At 73.9% G+C, this 23,856-nt stretch carries 10 protein-coding genes and 1 pseudogene; 3 read left to right on the top strand and 8 right to left on the bottom strand.

Annotation, left to right across the window (positions count from 1 at the left end; translation table 11 throughout):
• Positions 1-38 precede the first annotated feature (38 nt).
• From ACIRFL_RS01680 to ACIRFL_RS01645, 8 genes and pseudogenes are all read right to left on the bottom strand, one after another.
• On the bottom strand, positions 39-7,919 hold the full coding sequence (locus tag ACIRFL_RS01680; protein WP_404023027.1) for an amino acid adenylation domain-containing protein: 7,881 nt from the start codon (positions 7,917-7,919) through the stop codon (positions 39-41).
• Positions 7,916-12,427, bottom strand: a complete 4,512-nt coding sequence (locus ACIRFL_RS01675) for an amino acid adenylation domain-containing protein (RefSeq protein WP_404023025.1) — start codon at positions 12,425-12,427, stop codon at positions 7,916-7,918. Before ACIRFL_RS01675 ends, ACIRFL_RS01680 begins: the two co-directional genes overlap by 4 nt.
• Positions 12,424-15,594, bottom strand: a complete 3,171-nt coding sequence (locus ACIRFL_RS01670) for an amino acid adenylation domain-containing protein (RefSeq protein ID WP_404023023.1) — start codon at positions 15,592-15,594, stop codon at positions 12,424-12,426. The genes ACIRFL_RS01675 and ACIRFL_RS01670 overlap by 4 nt, the downstream gene beginning before the upstream one ends.
• Positions 15,594-15,812, bottom strand: coding sequence for an MbtH family protein (locus tag ACIRFL_RS01665; RefSeq protein WP_404023022.1), 219 nt, complete (start codon positions 15,810-15,812; stop codon positions 15,594-15,596). The genes ACIRFL_RS01670 and ACIRFL_RS01665 overlap by 1 nt, the downstream gene beginning before the upstream one ends.
• A gap of 162 nt (positions 15,813-15,974) precedes the next feature.
• Positions 15,975-16,358, bottom strand: a pseudogene (gene panD / locus ACIRFL_RS01660) (aspartate 1-decarboxylase); the annotation flags it as partial.
• 41 nt (positions 16,359-16,399) lie between these two features.
• A complete protein-coding gene (locus ACIRFL_RS01655; protein ID WP_404023021.1) occupies positions 16,400-17,212 on the bottom strand; it encodes an alpha/beta fold hydrolase in 813 nt (270 codons plus the stop codon).
• 27 nt (positions 17,213-17,239) lie between these two features.
• The gene (gene entS, locus ACIRFL_RS01650; RefSeq protein WP_404023020.1) at positions 17,240-18,529 is read right to left on the bottom strand and encodes an enterobactin transporter EntS; all 1,290 of its coding nucleotides are present in this window, start codon (positions 18,527-18,529) and stop codon (positions 17,240-17,242) included.
• Between the two features lie 8 nt (positions 18,530-18,537).
• Positions 18,538-19,872, bottom strand: a complete 1,335-nt coding sequence (locus ACIRFL_RS01645; protein ID WP_404023018.1) for a salicylate synthase — start codon at positions 19,870-19,872, stop codon at positions 18,538-18,540.
• A gap of 241 nt (positions 19,873-20,113) precedes the next feature.
• Here ACIRFL_RS01645 and ACIRFL_RS01640 point away from each other — a divergent pair, with 241 nt between their 5' ends.
• The 3 genes from ACIRFL_RS01640 to ACIRFL_RS01630 are packed head-to-tail and all read left to right on the top strand — an operon-like array spanning position 20,114 to position 23,854.
• Positions 20,114-21,748: a (2,3-dihydroxybenzoyl)adenylate synthase gene (locus tag ACIRFL_RS01640; protein WP_404023017.1), complete on the top strand. Its 1,635-nt coding sequence runs from the start codon at positions 20,114-20,116 to the stop codon at positions 21,746-21,748.
• Entirely contained in the window at positions 21,738-22,796 is a 1,059-nt protein-coding gene (locus ACIRFL_RS01635; protein ID WP_404023016.1) for a FecCD family ABC transporter permease, read from the top strand. The genes ACIRFL_RS01640 and ACIRFL_RS01635 overlap by 11 nt, the downstream gene beginning before the upstream one ends.
• Positions 22,793-23,854, top strand: coding sequence for a FecCD family ABC transporter permease (locus ACIRFL_RS01630; protein WP_404023014.1), 1,062 nt, complete (start codon positions 22,793-22,795; stop codon positions 23,852-23,854). Before ACIRFL_RS01635 ends, ACIRFL_RS01630 begins: the two co-directional genes overlap by 4 nt.
• Positions 23,855-23,856 lie beyond the last annotated feature (2 nt).

The following is a 23,856-nucleotide window of genomic DNA, read 5'->3' as shown; positions in this document are numbered from 1 at the left end:
GGGTGGGGGGCCGTCACGGGTGTCATCTCGGGTGTCCCTCACAGGTCGTCGTTCTCGAAGTCGTCGATGTCCTCCTGGGTCAGTTCGACCAGGGGGAGGTCGGAGGGGGTGAGCCCGCCGGACGGCGTGCTCTCGGCGTGCCGGGCGAGTCCGTGCAGCGCGCGTTCCCACAGGGCGAAGAGTGCGTCGGCCTCGGCGGGCCCGAGGAAGGCCTCGGGCCAGGCGGCGCCGATGTGCAGCCGGACGGCGCCGGCCTCCTCGACGGCGACCGCGTTGATCTCCAGGCCGAAGCGGGCGGGCCGGTCGCCGTCGCGCGGGACGCGCAGCACCGGGGCCTCGGGGGCGAGTGCCCACGGCTCGTCGGTGGAGGCGGACGCGGCGAACCGGCCCAGGTAGTTGAAGGCGATCTGGGGTTGGGGCAGTTTCTCCAGCACGGGCGCGGTGTCGGGGTTGAGGTGACGCAGCAGGCCGTAGCCGAGGCCGTGGTCCGGTACGGCGCGCAGCTGCTCCTTGACCCGTTTGATGCCCAGGCCGGCGGCGGGCCCGCCGGACAGTGCCTCGTCCAGGTCGAGCGGGCCGGGGTCGATGCCGACCGGGTGGAACGTCGTGAACCAGCCGACCGTGGCGGACAGGTCCACCCCGTCGGCGATCTCCTCGACGCGCCCGTGCCCCTCGACGCCCACGAGCAGCGACCGGTCTCTGCCGCCCCGCCGCTCCCGCCAGGCGGCGGTGGCGAACGCGAGCGCGGTGAGCAGCACTTCGGGCGCGGCGGCCCGGTAGGCGGCGGGCACGCTGGTGAGCAAGGCGGCGGTGATGTCCTCGGGCAGGACCAGGGTGCGTTCGCGTACGGCACCCGCGGCCCCGAGCGGGCGTTCCAGGAACGGTCGCGCCCGCTCCAACACCCTTGTCCACCAGGGCAGTTCACGCACGCGGCCGGGCCGGACGGCCTCCTCGGCGAGCAGCCTGCTCCAGGTGCGGAAGGAGGTGCCGGAGCGCTGCGGCCGGGGGGTCCGTCCGTCCCGTACCGCCTGCCATGCCTCGGCCAGTTCGGTGCCGATGATCCGCCATGACACACCGTCGACGACGAGGTGGTGGGCGACCAGGAGCAGCCGCCCGGGGCCGCCGTCGGGGGTCTTCGACCAGACGGCCTGGAGCATGCGTCCGGCTCGCGGGTCGAGCCGGGCGACGGCCGCACCGAGTCCTTCGACCGCGTCGACTCCGCTCACGCGGGTGAGCAGCCCTTCGGCCGGCACGCTGCCCTCGGCGGGCACCTCCAGACGTCCTTCGTCGGTGAGCCGGGCGCGCAGCATGTCGTGGCGGTCGACGACGGCCTGGAGTACGGCGGCCAGCTGCCCCTGGGTGAGGCCGGGCGGGGTGACCAGCAGGACCGCCTGGGCGAGACCGCCGTAGCGGCCGTCGGGCCCCGCCGCCCAGCGCATGACGGGGGTGAGGTCCAGCTCGCCGGTCGGCACATCGGCGCGTCCTGGCGCGGGACGGTCCGGGACGGCCGCGGCGGCGAGTCCCGCGGGGGTGGGCGTCTGGAAGATCTGGCGGGGGCTGACCGCGAGGCCCGCCTTGCGCGCCAGGGTGACCAGGCGGATGGAGACGATGCTGTCGCCGCCGAGTTCGAAGAAGTTGTCGTCGACGTCGACGGCGTCCAGACCGAGGACGGTCGCGAACAGGTCGGTCAGCAGCCGTTCACAGCCGTTCTCGGGCGCCCGGGTCGCACGGGCGGCCGTGGTCTTCGGGGCGGGCAGGCTCGTGCGGTCGACCTTGCCGGACGGCAGCAGCGGGAACGCGTCGAGCGGGGTCAGCGTGCGCGGAACCATGTGCTCGGGCAGCCGCTCCTGGAGCCAGCCGCGGATCTCGGCCGGGAGCACGGGGTCGCCGGCGGCCAGGACGTATCCGGCGAGCTGCTTGACGCCCGGCGCGTCCTCCCGGATCACCACCACGGCCCGGCGCACACCCGGGTGCTGTTCGAGGACGGCCTCGATCTCCTCCAGCTCGACCCGCATGCCGCGGATCTTGACCTGGTGGTCGGCGCGGCCGAGGAACTCCAGGGTGCCGTCGCGCTGCCAGCGGACCAGATCGCCGGTGCGGTACAGGCGCCCGCCGGGCGGGCCGAAGGGGTCGGCGATCCAGTGGTCGGCGGTGCGGCGGGGGTCGTTCACATAGCCGCGGCCGAGGTAGACGCCTCCCGCGTACAGTTCGCCGGGGACGCCGACGGGGGTCGGCCTGAGGCGTTCGTCGAGGACGTACAGACGGGTGTTGGAGTTGGGGCTGCCGATGGAGACCGCGCTGCGGACGGCGCCGGTGCGGTAGACGACGTGGCTGACGCCGATGGTGGCCTCGGCGGGGCCGTAGCCGTGGTACATCACCGCCGGGCTCGCGGCGCGGAAGCGGGCGAACAGCTCGGGCGTGAGGACTTCGCCGCCGCACCACACGTGCCGCAGGGAGGCGGCCCGGCGGGCGAACCCGTCCTGTTCGAGGAGCAGGTCGAGCATCGAGGAGACCAGGTAGGCGAAGGTCACCCGGTGGCGCTCGACGGTGTCGAGGAGGTAGTCGACGTCGCGTTCGCCGCCGGGCTCGGCGATCACCACCCGGCCGCCGTGCACGAGCGGCAGGAAGATCTCGTTGATGGAGATGTCGAAGCCGAGCGGCGCCTTGAACAGGGCGGCGTCGTCCGTGCCGAAACCGAGCAGGCCGCGTTGCCACAGCAGCCGGTGTGCGATGGCCCGGTGCCGGATCATGGCGCCCTTGGGCACACCGGTGGAACCGGAGGTGTAGATGACGTAGGCCAAACCTTCGGGGTCCACGGGCACGTCCAGGTTCCCGGCATGCGGCACCGGACCCGCGAGGTCCACGGCGACGACCGGCGGGGCGTCCTCACCCAGCGGGTGCTCGTCGCCGGATCGGGCGAGTACGGCGGTGAGGGCGGCGCTGCGGCACACCTCGGTGATCCGGCGGGCGGGCCAGGACGGCTCCAGCGGGACGAAGGCGCCGCCCGCCTTGAGGACGGCGAGCAGGGCGACGACCATCTCCACGGAGCGTTCGAGGTGGATGCCGACGCAACCCTCGGGGCCGACGCCGAGCGAGGCCAGGGTGCGGGCCAGGGCGTTGGCGCGGGCGTTCAGCTCGGCGTAGGTCAGCGAGCGGCCGTCCGCGGTGGCGTACTCGACGGCGGTGAGCCCGGGTGTCACCGCGGCCTGTTCCTCGAACAGCGCGGTGAGGGTGGTGACCGGCATGGGGTGCGCCGTGTCGTTCCACTCCCCCAGCAGCAGCGAGCGTTCGCCCGGGGTGAGCACGTCGGCCTCGGTCACCGGGCGGTCCGGGTGCCGGGCCAGGCCGGTGACCAGGCGGACATACCGTTCGGCCAGGTCCCGTGCGGTGTCCGGGTCGTAGAGGTCGCTGCTGTAGACCAGCGCGCCGTTGATCCCGCCGGCCTCCGCCCGTTCGAAGAGGTGGAAAGCCAGGTCGGTCTTGGCGGTGTAGAAGTCGACGCGCTCCTCGCGCAGGCCGAGACCGGCGAACTGCCGTGTCCCGGGCGGGGCCTGCTGGTGGGCGATCATCACCTGGAACAGCGGGTGGCGGCCCAACGAGCGGGTCGGGGCGAGCGCGTCCACCAACTCCTCGAAGGGGAGGTCCTGGTGGGCGTAGGCGCCCAGGTCGGCCTCGCGCACCCGGGCGAGCAGCCCACGGAAGGTGGGGGCGCCGGAGACGTCGGTGCGCAGCACCAGCGTGTTGACGAACAGGCCCACCAGGTCGTCGAGTCGGCGGTCCCCGCGACCGGCGACAGGCGTCCCGAGGGGAATGTCGTCCCCGGCGCCGAGCCGCCCGAGCAGCACGGCGAGCGCGGACTGGAGCGCCATGAAAACGGTCCCGCCGGCCTGTGCCGCCAAGCCCGCGAGCGCCGCGTGGACGTCCGCGTCGAGCGTGAAGTCGACCGCTCCGGCCCGGTAGCCGGCGACGGCCGGTCGGGGCCGGTCCGCGGGCAGCTGAAGCTCCTCCGGCAGCCCGTCCAACGCGCGCGTCCAGTAGGCGAGTTGATCGTCACGGTCGGCCGGCGACCGCTGCTGCCAGACCGTGTAGTCGGCGTACTGCACCGGGAGCGGCGGCCACGGGGGTGCGCCGTGGTTCAGCCGGGCCGCGTAGGCCGTCTCCAGGTCGGCCAGCAGGGGTTCGGCGGACCAGCCGTCAGTGGCGATGTGGTGCACGAGGAGCAGCAGGACGTGCTCCTGCGGCGCGAGGGCGAACAGGGTGGCGCGCAGGGGGATCTCGGCGTCCAGCGCGAAGGGGCGGGCGGCGGCCTCGGCGAGCAGGGCGTCGATGTCCTCCGGTCGGGCGGCCCGCACCGTGAAGGGCACCACCGCCTCCGGCGCGGGCAGTACCTGCTGCCGGGGGGTGCCGTCGTCGTCAGGGAAGACGGTGCGCAGCGCCTCGTGCCGGCCCACCACGTCGTCGAGGGCCGCGCGCAGCGCCGCGTGGTCGAGCGGGCCGGTGAGCCGGACGGCGGTGGGAATGTTGTACGTCGGTGTCGGGCCCTCAAGCCGGTACAGGAACCAGAGCCTGGCCTGCGCGGACGACAGGGGCAGCGGGTCGGGGCGGTCGGCCCGGGTGAGGACGGGCCGCTGGTCGCCCGGGGTGTCGAGGAGCGGGGCGAGCGCCGCCGCGGTCGGGGTGTCGAACACGGCTCGCAGCGGGATCGTCGCCTCGAGTTCGGCGCGGACGCGGCCGACGAGCCGGGTGGCCAGGACCGAGTGGCCGCCGAGTGCGAAGAACTCGTCGTGGATGCCGACGGACGGCAGGCCGAGCAGGTCGGCGATGAGCGCGCACAGGCGCGCCTCGGCCTCGGTGCGGGGCGCGGTCGCGGTGGTGAGGCCCACGAGGTCGGGGGCGGGCAGGGCGGCGCGGTCCAGCTTGCCGTTCGGGGTGAGCGGCAGGGCGTCCAGGACGACCACGGCGGCCGGGAGGAGCTGGTCGGGCAGCGTCGCCCGGAGGTCCTGGCGCACCTGGAGCGGGTCGAGGGCGGCGCCCGGCACGGGGACGACGTACGCCACCAACCCCGGCTCACCGGACTGATCCTGACGTACCGTCACCGCGGCCTGGGAGACGCCGGGCAGGGCCGCCGCGGCGGCCTCGGCCTCGGCGGGCTCGACACGGAAACCACGGATCTTGACCTGGTCGTCGGTGCGGCCCAGGAACTCCAGGGTGCCGTGCGGGGTCCAGCGGACGAGGTCACCGGTGCGGTAGAGGCGGGTGCCGGGCGGGCCGTAGGGGTCGGCGACGAAACGGGCGGCGGTCAGGCCGGGGCGGGCCAGGTAGCCGCGGGCCAGTTGGGTGCCGGCCAGGTAGAGCTCGCCGGGTACGCCCGGTGGGACGGGGCGCAACCACGCGTCGAGGACCAGGGTGCGGGTGTTCCACACCGGGCGTCCGATGGGGACGGAGCCGCCCGCCGACCCGGTGCCTTCGCCGCAGGGCCAGGCGGTGACGTCCACCGCGGCCTCGGTCGGCCCGTACAGGTTGTGCAGCGCGGTGCCCGGCAGCAGGGCGAGGCAGCGGTCGGCGAGGTCGGTGGGCAGGGCCTCGCCGCTGCACAACACCCGGCGCAGCACGCCCCGGGCCGTCGCGGCGGCCGGTTCGTCCAGGAAGACGCGCAGCATGGAGGGCACGAAGTGCGCGGTGGTGACACGCTGTTCGCGGATCAGTCCGGCGAGGTAGCCGGGGTCGCGGTGTCCGCCGGGGCGGGCGAGCACCAGCGCGGCGCCGGTGATCAGCGGCCAGAAGAACTCCCAGACGGAGACGTCGAAACCGGCCGGTGTCTTCTGCAGCACCCGGTCGTCCGGGCCGAGTCCGTAGGCGTCCTGCACCCACAGCAGGCGGTTGGCGATCGCCTGGTGCGTGACGACGGTGCCCTTGGGGCGGCCGGTGGTGCCCGAGGTGTAGATGATGTAGGCGGGATGCTCCGGCAGGAGGGGGTGGAGCCGTTCCCCGTCGGTGAGTTCGGCTGCCTCGAGTTCGGCGATCCGGTCGCGTGTCTGCGGGTCGTCGAGCAGGAGCGTCGGCACGTCGTTAGCGGGCAGGGCGCCGGAGGCCGTGACGACCAGTGCCGGGTCGGCATCCTCGATCATGAACGCCAGCCGCTCGGCGGGGTATCCGGTGTCCAGCGGCAGGTAGGCGGAGCCCGTCTTGAGCACCGCGAGGAGCGCCACCACCAGGTCGGGGCCGCGGTCCAGGGCGATGCCCACCAGGCGTTCGGGCCCGGCCCCGTGGGCGATCAGGTGGCGGGCGAGGCGGTTGGCGCGGGCGTGGAGTTCGGCGTGGTCGAGTCCGACGGATCCGGAGACCAGCGCCGGTGCGTCGGGGGTGCGGCGCGCCTGGCGGTCGAGGAGGTGGGTGAGGGTGGTGTGCGGGACGGGGTGCGCGGTGTCGTTCCAGTCGGCGAGGACCCGTCGCTCCTCGGCCGCGGTCAGCAGGGGCAGCCGGGAGACGGCGCGTTCGGGGTCGGCGAGGGCGGCGGCGAGCAGCGTCTCCAGTCGCCGGAGCAGGCCGTCGACGGTGTCCGGGGTGAACAGCTCGCTGCGGTAGGTGGCCTCGATGCGCAGCCGGCCGTCGGTGAGGAACGCCTCCAGGGAGAGGTCGAACTGGGTGGTGTCGTTGTGGACGGTCTCCCATCGTGCCGTCACCCCGGGCAGCCGCGGCCCTTCGAGTCCGTGGGTGAGGAAGAGCAGCATGACGTCGAAGTAGACGGAGCGGCCGGAGTGCCGGTCGGGCCTCAGCCGCTCCACCAGCAGGTCGAACGGCATGTCCTGGTGGGCGTATCCGTCGGTGCACACCTGGCGTACCCGCTCGACGAGTTCACCGAATCCGGGGTCGCCGTCGAGGTCGGCGCGCAGGACGAGCGTGTTGCCGAAGTTGCCGATCAGTTGCTCCAGGCCGGGCAGGTCGCGGCTCATGACGGCCGAGCCGACCGGGATGTCGGTGGCGCCGGTGGTGCGATGGAGCAGGGCGGAGAGGCCGGCGAGGAGCACCATGAAAGGGGTCGCGCCGGTGGTCCGGGCGAAGGCGGTGAACCGCTCGGTGACCTCGGGTGCGAAGGTGTGGAACCGCCGGTCGCCGCGCGCGGTGGGCTGTGCGGTGCGCGGCGCGTCGGTGGGCAGGTCCGGTGGCCGGGGCGGCGGGACGAGCGCCGCGCGCCAGTGGTCGAGGTGGTCGGCGAGCCGTTCCTCGGTCCAGGTGGCGCGCTGCCAGTGGGCGAAGTCGGCGTACTGGAGGGGCAGTGGCTCCAGCGCGGCGCGCCCGCCCGATGTCGCGGCCCGGTAGAGGGCGCTCAGGTCGTGGGAGAGGGCGTTGAACGTGCCACCGTCCCAGGCGATGTGATGGACCGTGAGGACGAGGGTGTGGTCCTGGTCCGTCCTGCGGATCAGCAGGGCGCGCAGCGGGTGGTCGCCCGCGAGGTCGAACGGTGTCGCGGACGCCGTCCGGGCGAGCGCGTCGGCCCTGCGGTCCTGTTCCGCCTCGGCCAGTGCACCCAGGTCGACCGCGGCGAACTCCAGGTCGGCGACGGCGTCGACGACCTGCTCGGGGGTGCCGTCGGGCGCGACGGGGAAGCGGGTGCGCAGCACCTCGTGCCGGTCGAGCAGCCCTTGCAGGGCGGCGCGCAGACAGCTCGGGTCCAGCGGGCCGCACAGCCGGACGGCCAGGCAGACGTTGTACGCGGGGCTGTCCGGGCCGAGTTGCTGGAGCAGCCACATCCGTGCCTGGGCGTAGGACAGCGGCAGCCGTCCGGCGCCGGCGGGCCGGGGCGGTATCCGCTCGGAGCGGTCCTGCGCGTCGGCCAGTCCCGCGCTCGCCAGCCTGCGCCGCAGCAGCTCACGCCTGCGGGACGCGAGATCACCCGGGGCGGCATGGGTCTCGGTCACAGTGCTCCGCCTTTCAGCAGCAGTTGGAGGGAGTGCGACCAGAGGGCGGCGAGGTCCCGGATCTCCGCCTCGGTGAAGAGCCGCTGCGGCCACTGCCAGCAGACGCTCAGCTCCCGGCCGTTGATCACCGCGTCGACGACCAGGGGGTACGGTGCCGGCATCCCCGGGTCGGCGCCGCTGCCCATGGCCCCGGTCTCGGGAGCACCGGTGAACACCGCGCTGTCGCCGCGCTCGCCCAGGGTCATGCGGCCGAGGTAGTTGAACTCGATCTGGGGTTCGGGCAGTTCGGCGAGCACGGCCGCGGTGTCCGGGTTGAGGTAGCGGAGCAGTCCGTGGCCGATCCCCTTGTCGGGCAGCGCGGCCAGCTGGTCGCCGATCCGGCGCACCGGGTCGTCACCGGGTCCGCCGCCGGGGTCGAGGCGGACCGGGAAGAGGCTGGTGAACCAGCCGAGGGTGGCGGACAGGTCGGCGCCGGGCAGCAGGTGTTCCTCGCGGCCGTGTCCTTCGAGGGCGATCAGCACGGACGTGTCGCCGTCGGGTCCGGTCCGGCCGAGGGCGCGGCGCCACCTCGGGACGGCGAGCGCCAGCGCGGTCAGAAGGGTCTCCTGCACCGGTCCGGTGAGCTTGGTGTCGAGGGTCGTGTAGTGCCGGCGGACGGTGGCGCGGGTGTCGACGGCGGGGTCGAGGCGGTCGCTGCCCAGGGTCGGCTCGGGCCGGTCCAGTACGTCCTGCCAGAAGGGGAGTTCGGCAACGCGGCGCGCCGAGCGGGCCTCGTCCCGCAGCCCTTCGGCCCACTCCTTGAAGGAGGTGCCGGCCGGTGACAGGGGCGTTGCCGCCCAGGCCGCCGCGAGGTCGGCCACCAGCACGCCCCAGGAGGCGGCGTCGGTGACCAGATGGTGCAGCACCACCAGCAGCCGGCCCTCGTTCCCGGGTCCGGCGTCGTACCACAGGAAGCGCGCCACGACCCCGGTCTCCGGGTCCAGTTCGCCCACCAGTTCGTCGAAGGCCTCCGGAACCAGCGCGCCGACGGACGTGTGGTCGAGCCGTTCGGTGTCGATCCGCCGTACGCAGTCCGCGGCACGTGCCGTGCCGGCGGGCGCGACCCGAAGACGCCAGGTGCCGTCGCCGTCCTGCGTGAACGTGGACCGCAGCAGGTCGTGCCGGTCCAGGACGGTCTGCACGGTGCGGTGCAGGCCGTCGAGGTCGAGGCCGGCGGGCGTCCTGAGGAACCGCGCCTGGCTGAGCCCGCGGAAGGGGCCGCCCCGCTCGGTGAGCCAGGCGAGGATCGGGGTCGGCGGGATCTCGCCGGTCCCGGCGTCGGGGCCGGCGGTCCGCGGTGGTGCGACGGTGCCGGCGCGCGCGGCGAGCCCGGCGGCCGTCGGGTGCTCGAAGACGTCCCTCGGGGAGATCGCCACTCCGGCCGCGCGGGCCTGGCTGACCAGCCGCATGGAGACGATGCTGTCGCCGCCGAGGGCGAAGAAGTTGTCGTGCACGCCGATGGAGTCCAGTCCGAGCACCTGGGCGAAAAGGGTGGTGAGGCGTTCCTCTTCGGGGGTGCGCGGGGGCTGTGCCGCGGGCCCGGCGGTGCGGGAGGGGGCCGGGAGCGCGTCGGTGTCCAGCTTGCCGTTGAGGGTGAGCGGGAAGCCGTCGACCGTGACGAACGCGGAGGGCAGCATGTAGTCGGGCAGTACGGCGGCCATGTCGCGGCGCAGCAGCCGGGCCGTCTCCTCGTCGTCCGGCGCCGAGGGTGCCGTCACCACATAGGCGGCCAGCCGCCGTACCCCGGGCGTGTCCTCACGGACGACGACGGCGGCCCGCTCGACCAGGGCGTGGTCCAGCAGGGCCGCCTCGATCTCGCCCGGCTCGATGCGGTAGCCGCGGATCTTCACCTGGTCGTCGATCCGGCCCAGGCACTCCACGAGCCCGTCCTCGGTCCACCGGGCGATGTCGCCGGTGCGGTACATGCGGGCGCCGGGGTGTTCGGCGAACGGGTCGGCGACGAACCGGCCGGCGGTGCCACCGGGACGGCCGAGGTAACCGCGGGCCAGGCCCGCGCCCGCGATGTACAGTTCGCCGTCGACGCCGATCGGTACGGGGTTGAGGTGGCCGTCGAGGATGTAGAGGGTGCCGCCGGCGACCGGGCGGCCGATCGCGGGGCGCTCGCTGAGCGCGAGGTCGCAGTCGGCTGAGTCGACGGTGCACTCGGTGGGCCCGTACAGGTTGTGCGCGGCGAGTCCTTCGGTGGCGCGCAGGATGCGCCACAGGTCGGGCGGTACGGCCTCGCCGCCGACGCCCAGCACCTTCAACTCGGCGCGCCAGTCGCCGCCTTGGGAGACGAGTTCGGCGAGCAGGGAGGGTGACAGTTCGATGAACTCGATGCCGTGCCCGGCGAGGAAGGCGCGCAGGGCGTCCGGGTCGCGGCGCACCTCGTCGGGCACCAGGTGCAGTTCGTGCCCGGCGAACATCCACAGCATCGGCTGCCAGGAAGCGTCGAAGGCGGTCGGCCAGGCGTGCCCGATGCGCAGCGGCCGTCCGCCGGCGGCCGACGCGGCGGGGGTGTGCAGGGCCGCGTGGTGGGCGGCGTAGAGGTTGACGAGGGCACGCTGCGGGACGACGACGGCCTTGGGGCGTCCGGTGGAGCCGGAGGTGTAGATGACGTAGGCCGGGTGTTCGGGGTGGACGGGGGCGAGCCGGTCGGCGTCGGTGAGGTCGGTGGCGTCGGTGTCGGCGAGGCGCTGCCGGACGGCGGGGTCGTCCAGGCGGAGCAGCGGTACACCGGCCAGGGTGTCCTCGTCCGGGGCGGTGTCCGCGACGGCGAGCAGGGCGACCGGGCCGGCGTCCGCGAGCATCCCGGCGATCCGCTCGCCCGGCCAGGCGGGGTCGAGCGGCAGATAGGCCGCGCCCGCCTTCTGCACGGCGATCAGGGCGGTGACGGTGTCCGGGGTCGGCGGCAGGCAGAGGGCGACGATCCGTTCGGGACCGGCCCCGAGGCCGACGAGCAGCCGGGCGAGCCGGTTGGCCCGCACGTTCAGCTCGGTGAAGGTGAGCCGCTGCCCGGCACCGACGACGGCGACCGCGTCCGGGGTGGCGCCGGTCTGTGTCTGAAGCACTTCGGGCAGCGTGCCGTGGGCGACCCGCGGTCGCGCGCCGGTGCCCAGCGCCAGCAGCGCCGCCCGCTCCGCGGGCGCGAGGACGCCGAGGGCGGCCAGCGGCAGCCCGGGGTCCGCGACGACGGTCCGCAGCAGCCGCTCGAAGCGCTCGGCGATCTCCTCCACCCGGCCGCGGTCGTAGCAGTCGGGCCGGAACTCGAAGACCAGGCCGAGCCGCCGCTCGGCGAGCACGGCGAGGGTCAGCGGGTAGTGGGTGGCCCCGGATCCCCTGACGTCGGCGATCCGCAGCCCGGCCCGCTGCTCGGCCGCCGCGAGGGACGCCTGGTCGATCGGGTAGTTCTCGAAGACGAGCAGGGTGTCGAAGAGGTCGCCCGCGCCGGCCAGCCGCTGGATCTCGGTGAGGCCGAGATGGTGATGGTCCATCAGCCGGGCCTGTTCGTCCTGGAGGCGGCGCAGATAGGTGCCGGCCGGTTCGCCGGGCGGCACCCGGACCCGCACCGGTACGGTGTTGATGAAGAGGCCGATCATGGTCTCGGCTCCGGCGAGTTCGGCGGGCCGTCCGGCGACGGTGGCGCCGAAGACGACGTCGTCCCGGCCGGTGAGCCGGGCCAGCAGCAGCGCCCACAGGCCCTGCACCACGGTGTTGGCGGTGACGCCTTTGCTGCGGCTCAGCTCCCGCACGGCGTCCGTGAGGTCCTCGGTCAGGCGCAGTGTGTGCAGTTCGGGCGGCACCGGTACGACCCCCGCGGCCACGGGCGCGAGCAGGGTCGGTGCGGCCCCGGCCAGCGCCTCGCGCCAGGCCCGCGCCGAGGTGTCCCGGTCGCGGGAGGCGAGCCAGGCGAGGAAGTCACGGTAGGGGCGGACCGCGGGCAGCGGCGGGGCGGCGCCCGGTTCGATCCGGGCGGCGTAGAGCTGGAGCAGTTCGCGTACGAGCAGCGGGACGGACCAGCCGTCGAGGACAAGGTGGTGGTTGGTGAGGATCAGCAGGTGCCGGTCGCCGCCCCGGGCGACGAGGGTGAAGCGGAGCAGCGGTGGGTCGGTGAGGTCGAAGCGGGCCGCGGCGTCGGCGGCGGCCAGGGCGGTCGCCTCGGCGGCATCGCCGGCCTCGGTCTCCTTCCAGTCGACGGGCACCTGTTTCAGGACCGCCTGGACCGGTTCGTCCAGGTCCTCGTGGAGGAAGGCGCCGCGCAGACTGGCGTGCCGGGCGAGCAGTTCCTCGGCGGCGGCGCGCAGTTGTCCGGGGCGCAGGCGTCCCTCGATCTCCACCAGGGTCTGCATGGTGTAGACGTCCTGGGCGCCTTCGTCGAACAGGGCGTGGAACAGCAGGCCCTGCTGGAGCGGGGACAGCGGCAGCACGTCCTCGACCAGGGAACCGTCGTCCACGGGCTCCTCGCTCATCGGCTCCTCCACCTCGCCTTGACGTTGTCGAGCTGCGCCGGGCTCAGGGACACGAGCGGCGCGGCGGTCGCGGTGTGCTCCTCGGCGGCGGGGCCGGGTTCGTCCGGTGCGGCCGCCGCGAGGCCGGCGGGGGTGCGCCGGGTGAACACGTCCCGGGGGGTGAGGGCGAGTCCCGCTCTGCGGGCCCGGTCGGCCAGTCGCACGGAGACGATGCTGTCCCCGCCGAGTTCGAAGAAGTCGTCGTCGACGCCCACCTGTTCCAGGCCGAGCACTTCGGCGAACAGCGCGCACAGCACCTTCTGAGGTGCGGTGCGCGGCGGTGCGCAGCGGTGCGCCCGGGCGAGGTCGGGGGCGGGCAGGGCGTTTCGGTCCAGCTTGCCGCTCGGGGTGAGCGGCAGCGCGTCCAGGAGGACGACGGCGGAGGGTACGAGGTGACCGGGCAGCCGCTCGGCGAGCGCACGGCGCAGGGCGAGGGCGTCGGGTGCGGCGGGCGGTTCCGGTACGACGTAGGCGACGAGCCGACGCGGTCCTGGGCCGTCCTCCCGGGCCACGACCGCCGCCCGTGCCACGCCCGGCAGGGCGCGGGCCGCCGCCTCGATCTCGCCGGGTTCCACCCGGACGCCCCTGATCTTGACCTGGTCGTCGGCCCGGCCCAGGAACTCCACGGTGCCGTCGGCCCGCGTCCTGGCCAGGTCGCCGGTGCGGTACAGGCGGCTGCCGGGTGGGCCGAACGGGTCGGCGACGAAGCGTTCGGCGGTGCGTCCTGGCCGGCCGAGGTAGCCGCGGGCGAGTCCGTCCCCGGCGAGATACAGTTCGCCGCGCGCGCCGACGGGGGCGGGCCGCAGGAACGGGTCGAGGACGTGGACGCGGGTGCCGGCGACGGGCCGCCCGAGGGGGACGTCGCCCGCGGCGCCGTCGTACCTGTGTACGAGGCTGTCGCCGGCGGCCTCGGAGCAGCCGTACAGGTTGACGAGCCGGGCGGCGGGCCAGCGGCGGGTGAGCGCCCCGGCGAGTTCCGCGGAGAGCGGTTCGCCGCTGGAGATCCAGGTGCGGACCGTGTGGAAGGAGCCCGGCGGGGCCGCTTCGAGGAGGGCGGCGTAGAGGCTCGGGACCGCGGTGACGACGGTGGCCCGGTGCGCGTCGGCGACGGCGGCGAGAGCGACCGGGTCGCCGTTCGCCGCGTCGTCGGCGAGGGCCAGGGTGTCGCCGTTGACCAGGGCGTGGAGGACTTCGACGAGCCCGTCGACAAAACTGACCGGGCTCTTGGCGAGGCGGACGCCTGGCGCGTCGCCGCCCTGGAGTTCCCGCCCCCACAGCAGCCGGTTGGCGAGGGCGCGCTGGGTGCCGAGGACGCCCTTGGGCCGGCCGGTGGAACCGGAGGTGAAGATCAGGTAGGCCGGGTTGTCGGGTGACAGGGGCGGCCGTGGTCCGCGCAGGTCGGCGGTCGCGTCCGGCGGGCAGACCGCGTCCGGGTCGATGTTCAGCCGCCGTGCCGTGTCGGGCTCGCAGATGACCAGGCGGGGCTCCGCTTCGCCGAGCATCAGGGCGATGCGCTCGACGGGGTGGGCGGGGTCGACGGGCATGCATGCGGCGCCCGTCTTGAGCACGGCGAGCAGCGCGATCACCAGGTGCGGGCTCCTCGGCAGCGCGACGGCCACGACGGACTCGGGTGCTGCGCCGCGTGCGGTGAGGGCCGCGGCCAACCGTTCGGCGCGGGCGTTGAGTTCGGCGTAGGTGAGGGTCCGGTCGCCGTGGCGGACGGCCGGGGCGTCGGGGGTGCGGGCGACCTGTGCCTCGATGAGGGCGCGGACCGCGGGGTGGCAGGCCGGCCCGGCGGCGGGCGGCAGGTCGGACGCGGGGCTGGTGAGCCGGGCCACGGGGCGCTCGGGGCGGTGCACGAAGTCCTCGATCAACAGGCGCAGTTGCTCGGCCATGCGGGTGATCGCCGGCTGGTCGAGGACGGCCGGCTGGTGGCTGAAGGTGAGGGTGAGACGGGGGCCCGGCAGGGCGGTGAGGGCCAGCGGGTAGTGGGTGGCGTCCCGGACCGCGACGTCCGTCATGCGCAGCCCGTCGAGGGCGCGGGCGATGCCGTCGTCGTCGATCGGGTAGCTCTCGAAGACGAGCAGGGTGTCGAAGAGGATGCCGTGTCCGGTGGCACGCTGCACATCGGCGAGGCCCAGGTGCCGGTGGTCCAGCAGGGCGGACTGCTCTTTCTGGACCCGGGCGAGCAGGTCGGCCAGCGGTTCGTCGGGCCGCAACCGCACCCTGACCGGCAGGGTGTTGATGAACAGGCCGATCATCGACTCGATGCCGGGCACATCGGCGTCGCGGCCGGAGACGGTGGCGCCGAGGACGACGTCCGTGCGGCCGGTGTGCCGGGCGAGCAGGATCGCCCACAGGCCCTGGAGGACGCTGCTCATGGTCAGTCGGTGGGTACGGGCGGCGCGGTTCAGTGCGGCGGTCTCGTCCTCGGGGAGTTCCACGACGAGCCGTTCGGGTGGGGCCGCCGGGTGCTCGGGGGCGCCGGGCGCGATCAGTGACGGTTCGTCAAGTCCCTTGAGGGCGGCGGACCATGCCCGGGCGGCTGCCTCGCGGTTCTGGCGGGCGAGCCAGGCGAGGTAGTCGCGGTAGGGCCGGACGCGGGGCAGCGCGGAGGGGTCGCCGCCTGCGGTGTACAGCTGGAACAGCTCCCGTACCAGGAGGGGCGCCGACCAGCCGTCCCACAGCAGATGGTGGGAGGAGAGCACCAGCCGGTGGTCGCGGGCGCCGAGCCTCGCCAGTTGGAACCGCAGCAGGGGCGGGCGGGCGAGTTCGAACCGCCGTTCCCGGTCCTCGGCGAGCAGCCGCTCGAAGGCCGCCTCGCGCTGCCGTTCCGGTAACCCGGTGAGGTCGGTGACCTGCCAGGGTGTGCGGACCTCGGTGCGGATGACCTGGACCGGGCGGCCGGAGCGCTGGGTGCGGAACGCGGCGCGCAGGTTGGCGTGCCGGGCCACCAGCGCCGCGGCGGCCGTCCGCATCCGGTCGGGGTCGAGGGGGCCGTGGAGGCGGGCGGTGAGCTGCCCGGTGTAGAGGTCCGGGGCGTGATCGTCGTAGAGCGCGTGGAAGACCATGCCTTCCTGCATCGGTGACAGGGGCAGCACGTCCGCCACGCCCGTGCGGGCCGGCATCAGGCCCCGGTCCTGCGCATGGCCTCGGCGAGGCTGCGGGGGCGCATGTCCGTCCAGTGCCGGTCGATGTGGTCCAGGCAGGCGGCCCGGGTGTCGGGGCCGTGGACGCCGGTCCAGCCGGCCGGGACGGGCGCGAAGTCCGGCCACAGCGAGTACTGGCCCTCGTCGTTGACCAGGACGCGGAAGACGCCGTTCTCGTCGTCGAACGGGTTGGCCATGGGTCAGTTCCTCTCCTGGTTCGGCGGGGTGGCGATCTCGTCATGACGCGGCTCGGCGAGGGCCCGGTCCCGGTGCGGCTCGCCGAGAGCCCGGTCCCGGTGCGGCTCGGCGAGAGCCCGGTCCCGGTGCGGCTCGCCGACGGCTCCCGGGAGCTGGTCCGGCGCCCCTGGCACCGGCTCCGCGGGATCCGCGCCGAGGGCGACGACCCGGTTGGTCTTGTCGACGTGCACGACCCGGGGCCGGTGGGCGGCCCGTTCGGACTCGTCGAGCACGGCGAAGGACATGATGATCACCAGGTGTCCGGGGTGGACGAGGTGGGCGGCGGCGCCGTTGATGCCGATGACGCCGCTGCCGCGTGCGCCGGTGATGGCGTAGGTGCTCAGCCGGGCGCCGTTGTCGATGTCGACGACCTGGACCATCTCGCCGTCGACGATGTCGGCGGCCTCCATGAGGTCCTGATCGATGGTCACGGATCCCACATAGTGCAAGTCGGCCTGGGTCACGGTTGCTCGGTGGATCTTGCCGTTGAGCAGGGTGCGCTGCACCAGTACCCCCTGAGTAGATACTTAGGTGAGGCTAACCTAATTTAATCTGGTCGGGTGTGGAAGAACTCCAGAAGCGCGCGGTTCACCTCGTCCGGTCGTTCCAGGTAGCCGTAGTGGCCGCAGTCCTCGATCTCCCGGTAGGCGGCGGCCGGGATCGCCTCGGCCACCTCACGGGACAGCTGCGGCGGCAGGGTCACGTCGTCGGCGAAGCCGATCACCAGGCAGGGCGTCCTGATCCCCGCGTAGGCCGCCAGTCTCCCCTCCGGCACCACCAGTTCGAGCTGGGCCCGCACACCGGGTCCGGCCGGCGGCGGGGAGAACTCGAAGAGCTCCAGCCAGTTCTGGACGGCCTCTTCGTCGTTGAGGGTGGCCGGTGACAGGTTCTCCAGCGCCCGTACCCAGGCCGCATAGCCGGGCGGCAGCGCGACCCCGCTGTCCAGCAGGGCACGTTCGGCGGCGGACACGGCCGCGCGCAGCGGATCGGTGCGGCCCCGAGTGGCCATCAAGGCGCCCTGGACGACCAGTTCGGGCCGGGCCAGCATCAGCTCCTGGACGACGTACGCGCCCATGGAGACCCCGACGAACCGGCACGGCGCGATGCCGAGGTGTTCGACGAGTGCGGCGGTGTCGGCGACCAGATCGTCGATGGTGAACCCGCCCGGGCACTCGTCGGTGGGCGGGACGCCCCGGTTGTCGAAGGTGACCACCCGGTGCCCGGCCGCCACCAGCGCGGGTACCTGGTACAGATGCCAGGCCCGGCCGGTGGCGCCCTGGCCCATCACGAGGACCACGGGGTCGCCCCGGCCCGCCACGTCGTAGTGCAGCCGGATTCCGTTGACCAGCGCGCTCGGCACCGGTGTCTCCCTTCCGGGTCGGGGCGCTCAGTCCGCTGCCCGCGAGGGCCCGGCGGGCAGTTCGGCGTCCTGCCCGGCCGGCGGGCCGTGCAGGGTGGCGCGGCGCAGTGCGGGCACGGCCAGCGCGACCGTGGCGACCCCGGCCAGGCAGACCAGACCGCCGACGGCCGCGGCACCGGCCGAGGAGCCGAGCGCCCGGGCGACCAGGCCGGCCTCCAGATTGCCCACGGAGGGGCCGGCGGTGGCCTGGGCGAGCCACAGGCTGCCGACCCGGCCCTGGAGCCGGTCCGGTGTGTAGTGCTGGAGCAGCGCCCGGCGCAGGATCTCCGACGCCGTGTCACCGAGGCCCGCGAGCCCCAGGAAGGCCAGCGCGATCCACAGGTTGGGGCTCAGTCCGAAGCAGGTGATCGCCACGCCCCACACGGCGACCGCGCCGATCAGCGCCCGCCCGGTGTGGTGCACCCGGCCGGTCCAGCCGCTCGCCAGCGCTCCGCAGAACGAGCCGACGGCGGGCGCGGTGTAGAGCAGGCCGACGGTGGACGGGCCGCCGCCGAAGTGCTCGGTGCCCAGTTCCGGGAAGAGCGCGTACGGCATCGCGAAGACCACCGCGCACACGTCGATCAGCAGCAGCCCGGCCACCACCTGGTTCCCGCGCAGGAACGCCAGCCCCTCCGCCATGGCCTTGAGCGGGTGCTGCGGCTGCGCCGAGCCGTCCGGCGCCAGCTTCGGCAGCGGCGCGAGCAGCGCGAGGCCGACGACGTAGATGGCCGCGTCGATCGCGAAGCACCAGGCGAGCCCGGGGCCCGCCGCGATCACTCCGGCGAGCGAGGGGCCCACCATGCCGCCCAGCTGGGCGGTGAGGGTGGTCAGCGCGCCCGCGGCAGCCAGCTGGCCGGGGGCCACCAGGGCGGGGGTGGCGGCCATCAGCGCGGGGCCGCCGAGCCCGCTGGTGCCGCCCGCCAGGACGGCGGCCACGAACACGAACCACTCCCGCGGGTTCGGCAGGGCCGCGTTCACCGCGAGCCCGGCGACCACCACCGCGGTCACGGCCCGGGTGACGAGCACGACCCGGCGCCGGTCCACCCGGTCGGCGAGGACCCCGCCCATGACCAGGCCGACCAGCAGGGACATGCCGAGGACCAGGCTCATCAGACCGACCTGGACCGAGGATCCGGTCAGCTCGTAGATCTGCAGGCTGGCCGCCACCGAGGTGAGGTGGGTGCCCAGCATGGAGATCGACTGGGTGACGAACACCAGCCGGAAGTCCCTGCTCGACCGCAGCGGCGCGACATCGACGACCACTTCTCCCAGACGCACGTGGCCCCCTAGCCCCGCGCAGCCGGCTGGGCCGGGACGACATACGGGGCGACGCTGCGCAGTTTCTCGCAGGTCTCCTCCAGCTCACGGGCCGGGGTGGAGCCGGCGAGGATGCCCGCGCCCGCCCGCAGCCAGCTCCGGCCGTCCTCCTCGAAGACGCTGCGCAGCACCAGAGCCGCGTCCAGCGATCCGTCACTGGACGCCTGGACGACCGCGCCGCTGTAGATGCCGCGGTGACCGCTCTCCAGCCGGGTGATGCACTCGTAGGCGGGGAGTTTGGGGATGCCGGAGGCGGTGACCGCGGGGAAGACGGCGCGCAGCACGTCCCAGGCGGTGGCGCCGTCGGCCAGCAGCCCGTGCACGCTGGAGCCCAGGTGCTGGACGCTGCCGCGCCGGCGCACGCTGAGCAGGTCGCGCACCGAGACGGTGCCCGGCCGGCACACGGTGGCCATCTCCTCCTCGGCGAGTTTCACGGACAGCACGTGCTCGGAGATCTCCTTGGGATCGGCGAGGAGTTCGGCGCGCAGCCGCTCGTCCTCCGCGCCGCCGAGGCCGCGGGCGCGGGTTCCGGCGAGCGGCTGGGTGACGACCTCTCCGTCCGCGCTCACCTCGGCGACGGTCTCCGGGCTGAACCCGGCGACCCGCCGCCCGCCGAGGTGCAGCAGGAAGGATCTGGCCGGGGTGTTGTGCCTGCGGCCGTGGACGTACGTGGCCACGAAGTCGACGGGGAACGGCACCGGGACGGACCGGGAGAGGATGACCTTCTGCAGGTCCGCGCCGCTCCTGATCTGCTCGATGGCCCGGGCCACGAGCCGCGGGTAGCGGCCGGAGACGTCCGAGATCTCGATCGGCCGGGGAGCGACGGGGGTAGGGCTGACGGGTTCGGCGAGCAGGTCCAGCACCGCGTCCAGCGTCTCCCGGTCCGCTCCGCGCAGCTCGGCATGCCCCTCGCGCAACCGCACCTCGGTGTGCGGGACGGCGAGATGGAGCAGGTCCGCCTCGCCCGCCCGGTCGGGCCGGTCGGTGTACAGATGGGAGAACTCGAACGCCATCCAGCCGTGGGCTCTCCAGCCCTCGGCGTCCAGCTGCGCCAGTTTCTCCCCGACCTGGCGCAGCGGATGCCGGCCGAGGGGTTCCACGATCTCCTCGGAGAGCCATCTGCGCCGGATCCCGGAGCGGCCGACGACGATCTCGCCCAGCGCGCCTCCGGCGAAGCAGTACTCACCTTCACGTTCGTAGACGACGTACTGGTCGAATAATCCCGACTCCGCCAGTTTCGCGACCCGCAGGAGGGGATCTCCGTCCGCCGGCAGTTCCGTCTCCGCGCTCCGATAACGCAGCAACGAGCTACCTCCCTGAACTTAGGTTAACCTAACCTAATCGCGAGAGGAACCTAGCCGCCGGAGCGAAGGTCCGTCCAGGGCCACTTCGGATCACGCCCGGATCTCAACCGCCGGCCCGCCCCTGGATCCGGCGCGCCACCATGCCGGATCACCTGGGCAAACGGCATCAGGGACAGGCCGCGGACTTGACCGTGATCTCAAATTAGGTAAGCCTCTCCTAAACAACAGCTGGGAGTTGAGCATGCTCGACGGGTGGGTGCCCTGGCCGGAGTCGTTCGCCCGGCGGTATCGCGCCGCCGGGTACTGGGAGGGCCGGCCCCTTGACCGGCTGCTGCGCGAGCGGACGGCGGCCGATCCGGACCGGATCGCGCTCGTCGGCGCCGCCGGTGACCGCTGGACCTACGCCGAACTCGACCGGCGCGCGGACCGCCAGGCCGCCGGTCTGCGGCGGCTCGGCATCGGCGCGGGCGACCGCGTGGTCGTCCAACTCCCCAACACCGACGCGTTCGTGGTGCTGTTCTTCGCACTGCTGCGGGCGGGCGCGGTACCGGTCCTGACGCTGCCGGCACACCGGGAGAGCGAGATCGTGCACGTGGCCGAGACGGCCGGCGCCACGGCCTATGTGATCCCGGACGTGCTCGACGGCTTCGACCACCGCGCGCTCGCCCGGTCCGCGCGCAGGGCGGTACCGTCCATCGAGCACGTCCTGGTGGCCGGCGAGGCCGCCGAGTTCACCCCGCTCGCCGATGTCGACGCCGAGCCGGTGCCGCTCGCCGAACCGGACCCCGGTGACGTGGCGCTGCTCCTGCTGTCCGGCGGCACCACCGGCAAGCCGAAACTGATCCCCCGCACCCACGACGACTACACCTACAACGTCCGTGCCAGCGCCGAGGTCTGCGGCTTCGACAGCGACACGGTCTACCTGGTCGTGCTGCCCACCGCGCACAACTTCGCGCTCGCCTGCCCCGGACTGCTGGGCACCCTGATGGTGGGGGGCACAGTGGTCCTCGCCCCCACGCCCAGCCCGGAGGACGCCTTCGCGTTGATCGAGCGCGAGAAGGTCACCGCGACCGCCGTGGTACCGCCCGTCGCCCTGCTGTGGCTGGACGCGGTCGAGTGGGAGGAAGCCGACCTGTCCTCGCTGCGTCTGCTCCAGGTCGGCGGCTCCAAGCTGGGCGCCGAACCGGCCGCCCGGGTCAGGCCCGCGCTCGGCTGCACCCTCCAGCAGGTCTTCGGCATGGCGGAGGGCCTTCTCAACTACACGCGCCTGGACGACCCTTGGGACCTGGTGATCCAGACCCAGGGACGGCCGCTGTGCCCCGACGACGAGATCCGCGTGGTCGGCGAAGACGGCCAGGACGTCACGCCGGGTGCGACGGGCGAACTGCTCACCCGCGGCCCCTACACGCTGCGCGGCTACTACCGGTCGCCCGAGCACAATGCCCGCACCTTCAGCGACGACGGCTTCTACCGCACCGGCGACCTGGTGCGTGTCCTGCCCTCCGGGCACCTGGTCGTCGAGGGGCGGGCGAAGGACCAGATCAACCGGGGCGGCGACAAGATCTCCGCCGAGGAACTGGAGAACCACATCATGGCCCACCCCGGTGTGCACGACGCCGCCGTGATCGGTGTGCCCGACGCGACGATGGGCGAACGCACCTGCGCCTGCCTCGTCCCGCGCACCGGCCGGCCGGCCCCCGCCCAGCGGGAGTTGGCCGCCTTTCTGACCGACCGCGGGGTCGCCGCGTACAAACTCCCCGACCGGGTCGAAGTGATGGACGCGTTCCCCCGCACCTCGGTCGGCAAGACGGACAAGAAGGAACTCGGCCGCAGGATCGCCGGGCAGCAGCGCACGGAGGACGGCGGTGGCCACTGACATCGCCACGACGGCACCCGACCAGGACAGCACGGGCCGCAGCCCCGGACGCCGGACGTCGACGCGCTCACTTGCCGTGCTCGGCGCCCTGCTCCTGCTGCTCACCGCCGTCGCGCTGAGCCTGGCGATCGGGTCCCGCTCCCTCGCCCTGCCCACGGTCGTGCACGCCCTGCTGCACGACGACGGGTCCACGGCCGGCTCGGTGATCTGGGACGTCCGCGTGCCCCGTACCCTCGCCGGCATCGCCGCCGGCGCCGCGCTCGGCGTCGCGGGCGCGCTGATCCAGGCGCTCACCCGCAATCCGCTGGCCGACCCCGGGCTGCTCGGCATCAACGCGGGCGCCGCCACGGGCGTGGTCCTGTCCATCACCGTACTGGGGCTGACCAGCCTGTGGGTCTCGGTGTGGTTCGCGATGGCCGGCGCGGTGATCGCCGGCCTGCTCGCCTACTCGCTGGCCTCCGGCGGACGCGGCGGTGCCACCCCGGAGCGGCTGGCGCTGGGCGGCGCGGTGATCGCCGCTGCCTTCACCGGCTTCGCCCAGACCCTCATGCTGCTCGACGCCCAGGTCCTGGACCAGCTGCGGTTCTGGAGCGTGGGCTCGCTGGCCCGCGCCGACAGCGCGACACTCACCGCCATCGCGCCGTTCATCGGGGTCGGTCTGCTGCTGGCCCTCGCGCTGGTCCGCCCGCTCAACGCCCTCGCATTGGGCGACGACGCCGCCCGCGCGCTCGGCGCCCACCTGGACCGCACCCGCTTTTTGGGGCTGCTCGCGGTGACGCTGCTGTGCGGTGCGGCGACCGCGGCCGTGGGCCCGCTGGTCTTCGTGGGCCTCGCCGTCCCGCACATGGCCCGGATGATCGTCGGAGCCGACCAGCGCTGGACGCTGCCGCTGTCCATGCTGCTCGCCCCGGCGCTGCTGCTCTTCGCCGACGTCCTCGGCCGGGTCGTCGTCCGTCCCGACGAACTCGACGCGGGCGTGGTGACGGCCGTCGTCGGCGCGCCCGTGTTCATCGCGCTGGTACGCCACCGCAGGACGGTGTCCGCATGACCGGCCCCCTGACCGCCTCCCCGCGCGTCCATGTGGTGCGCAGCCGCTCGCAGCGGCTGTCGCTGCGGGTGGACGTCCGTACCCTGACGGTCTGTCTGCTGATCCTCGCGGCCACCTTCGCAGTGGGTGTGCTCGCCCTCGGCACCGGCGAGTTCGCCGTCTCCCCCGCCGATGTGGTGCGCACCCTGCTCGGCAACGGCAGCCCCCGCACGGACTTCGTCGTCAACGAACTGCGGCTGCCCCGCCTGCTCACCGGCGTCCTGGTCGGCGCCGCCCTGGGCGTGAGCGGGGCACTGTTCCAGAGCCTGTCCCGCAATCCGCTGGGCAGCCCCGACATCGTCGGCTTCACCTACGGCTCCGCCACCGGCGGCCTGCTGGTGGTGCTGGTCGCGGGCGGCACCGGCGGACAGATCGCCTTCGGCGCGGTGGGCGGCGGCCTGGCCACCGCCTTCCTCGTCTACGTCCTGGCGTGGCGCCATGGCATCCACGGCTACCGTCTGGTCCTGGTCGGCATCGGTGTCAGCGCGCTGCTCCAGGGCGTCAACGCCTATCTGCTCGCCAAGGCCCGCTTCACACAGGCCGCGCAGGCGATGGTGTGGCTCAACGGCAGCCTGAACGGCCGGGACTGGGGCGATGTCCGTCCGGCCGCCGTCGGGCTGGCCCTGCTGCTGCCCCTGGTGGCGCTGGTCGCGGGCCGGCTGAGGATCCTGGAGATGGGCGACGATGTGGCGGGCGGGCTCGGGGTGCCCGTGCAGCGCACCCGTCTGGCGATCCTCGTCCTGGCCACCGCCGCGTGCGCGGTGGCGACGGCCGCGGCGGGCCCGGTCCCGTTCGTGGCACTCATCGCGCCCCAGCTGGCCCGCCGCCTCACCCGCGCCCCCGGCCCGAACCTCGCGGCGGCCACCTGCACCGGCGCCCTTTTGGTGGTGACCGCCGACTTCGCCTCCCAACGCATCCATGAGACGGCCCAGTTGCCGGTGGGCGTGGTGACGGCGATGGTCGGCGGAGTCTACCTGGGGCTGCTGCTGCGCCGACAGCGCCGGACGGGCCGGATCTGACC

The organism is Streptomyces sp. NPDC102462 (genome assembly GCF_044765425.1).
Classification (GTDB): Bacteria; Actinomycetota; Actinomycetes; order Streptomycetales; family Streptomycetaceae; genus Streptomyces.
This window is presented reverse-complemented; position numbering and strand designations above follow the sequence as displayed.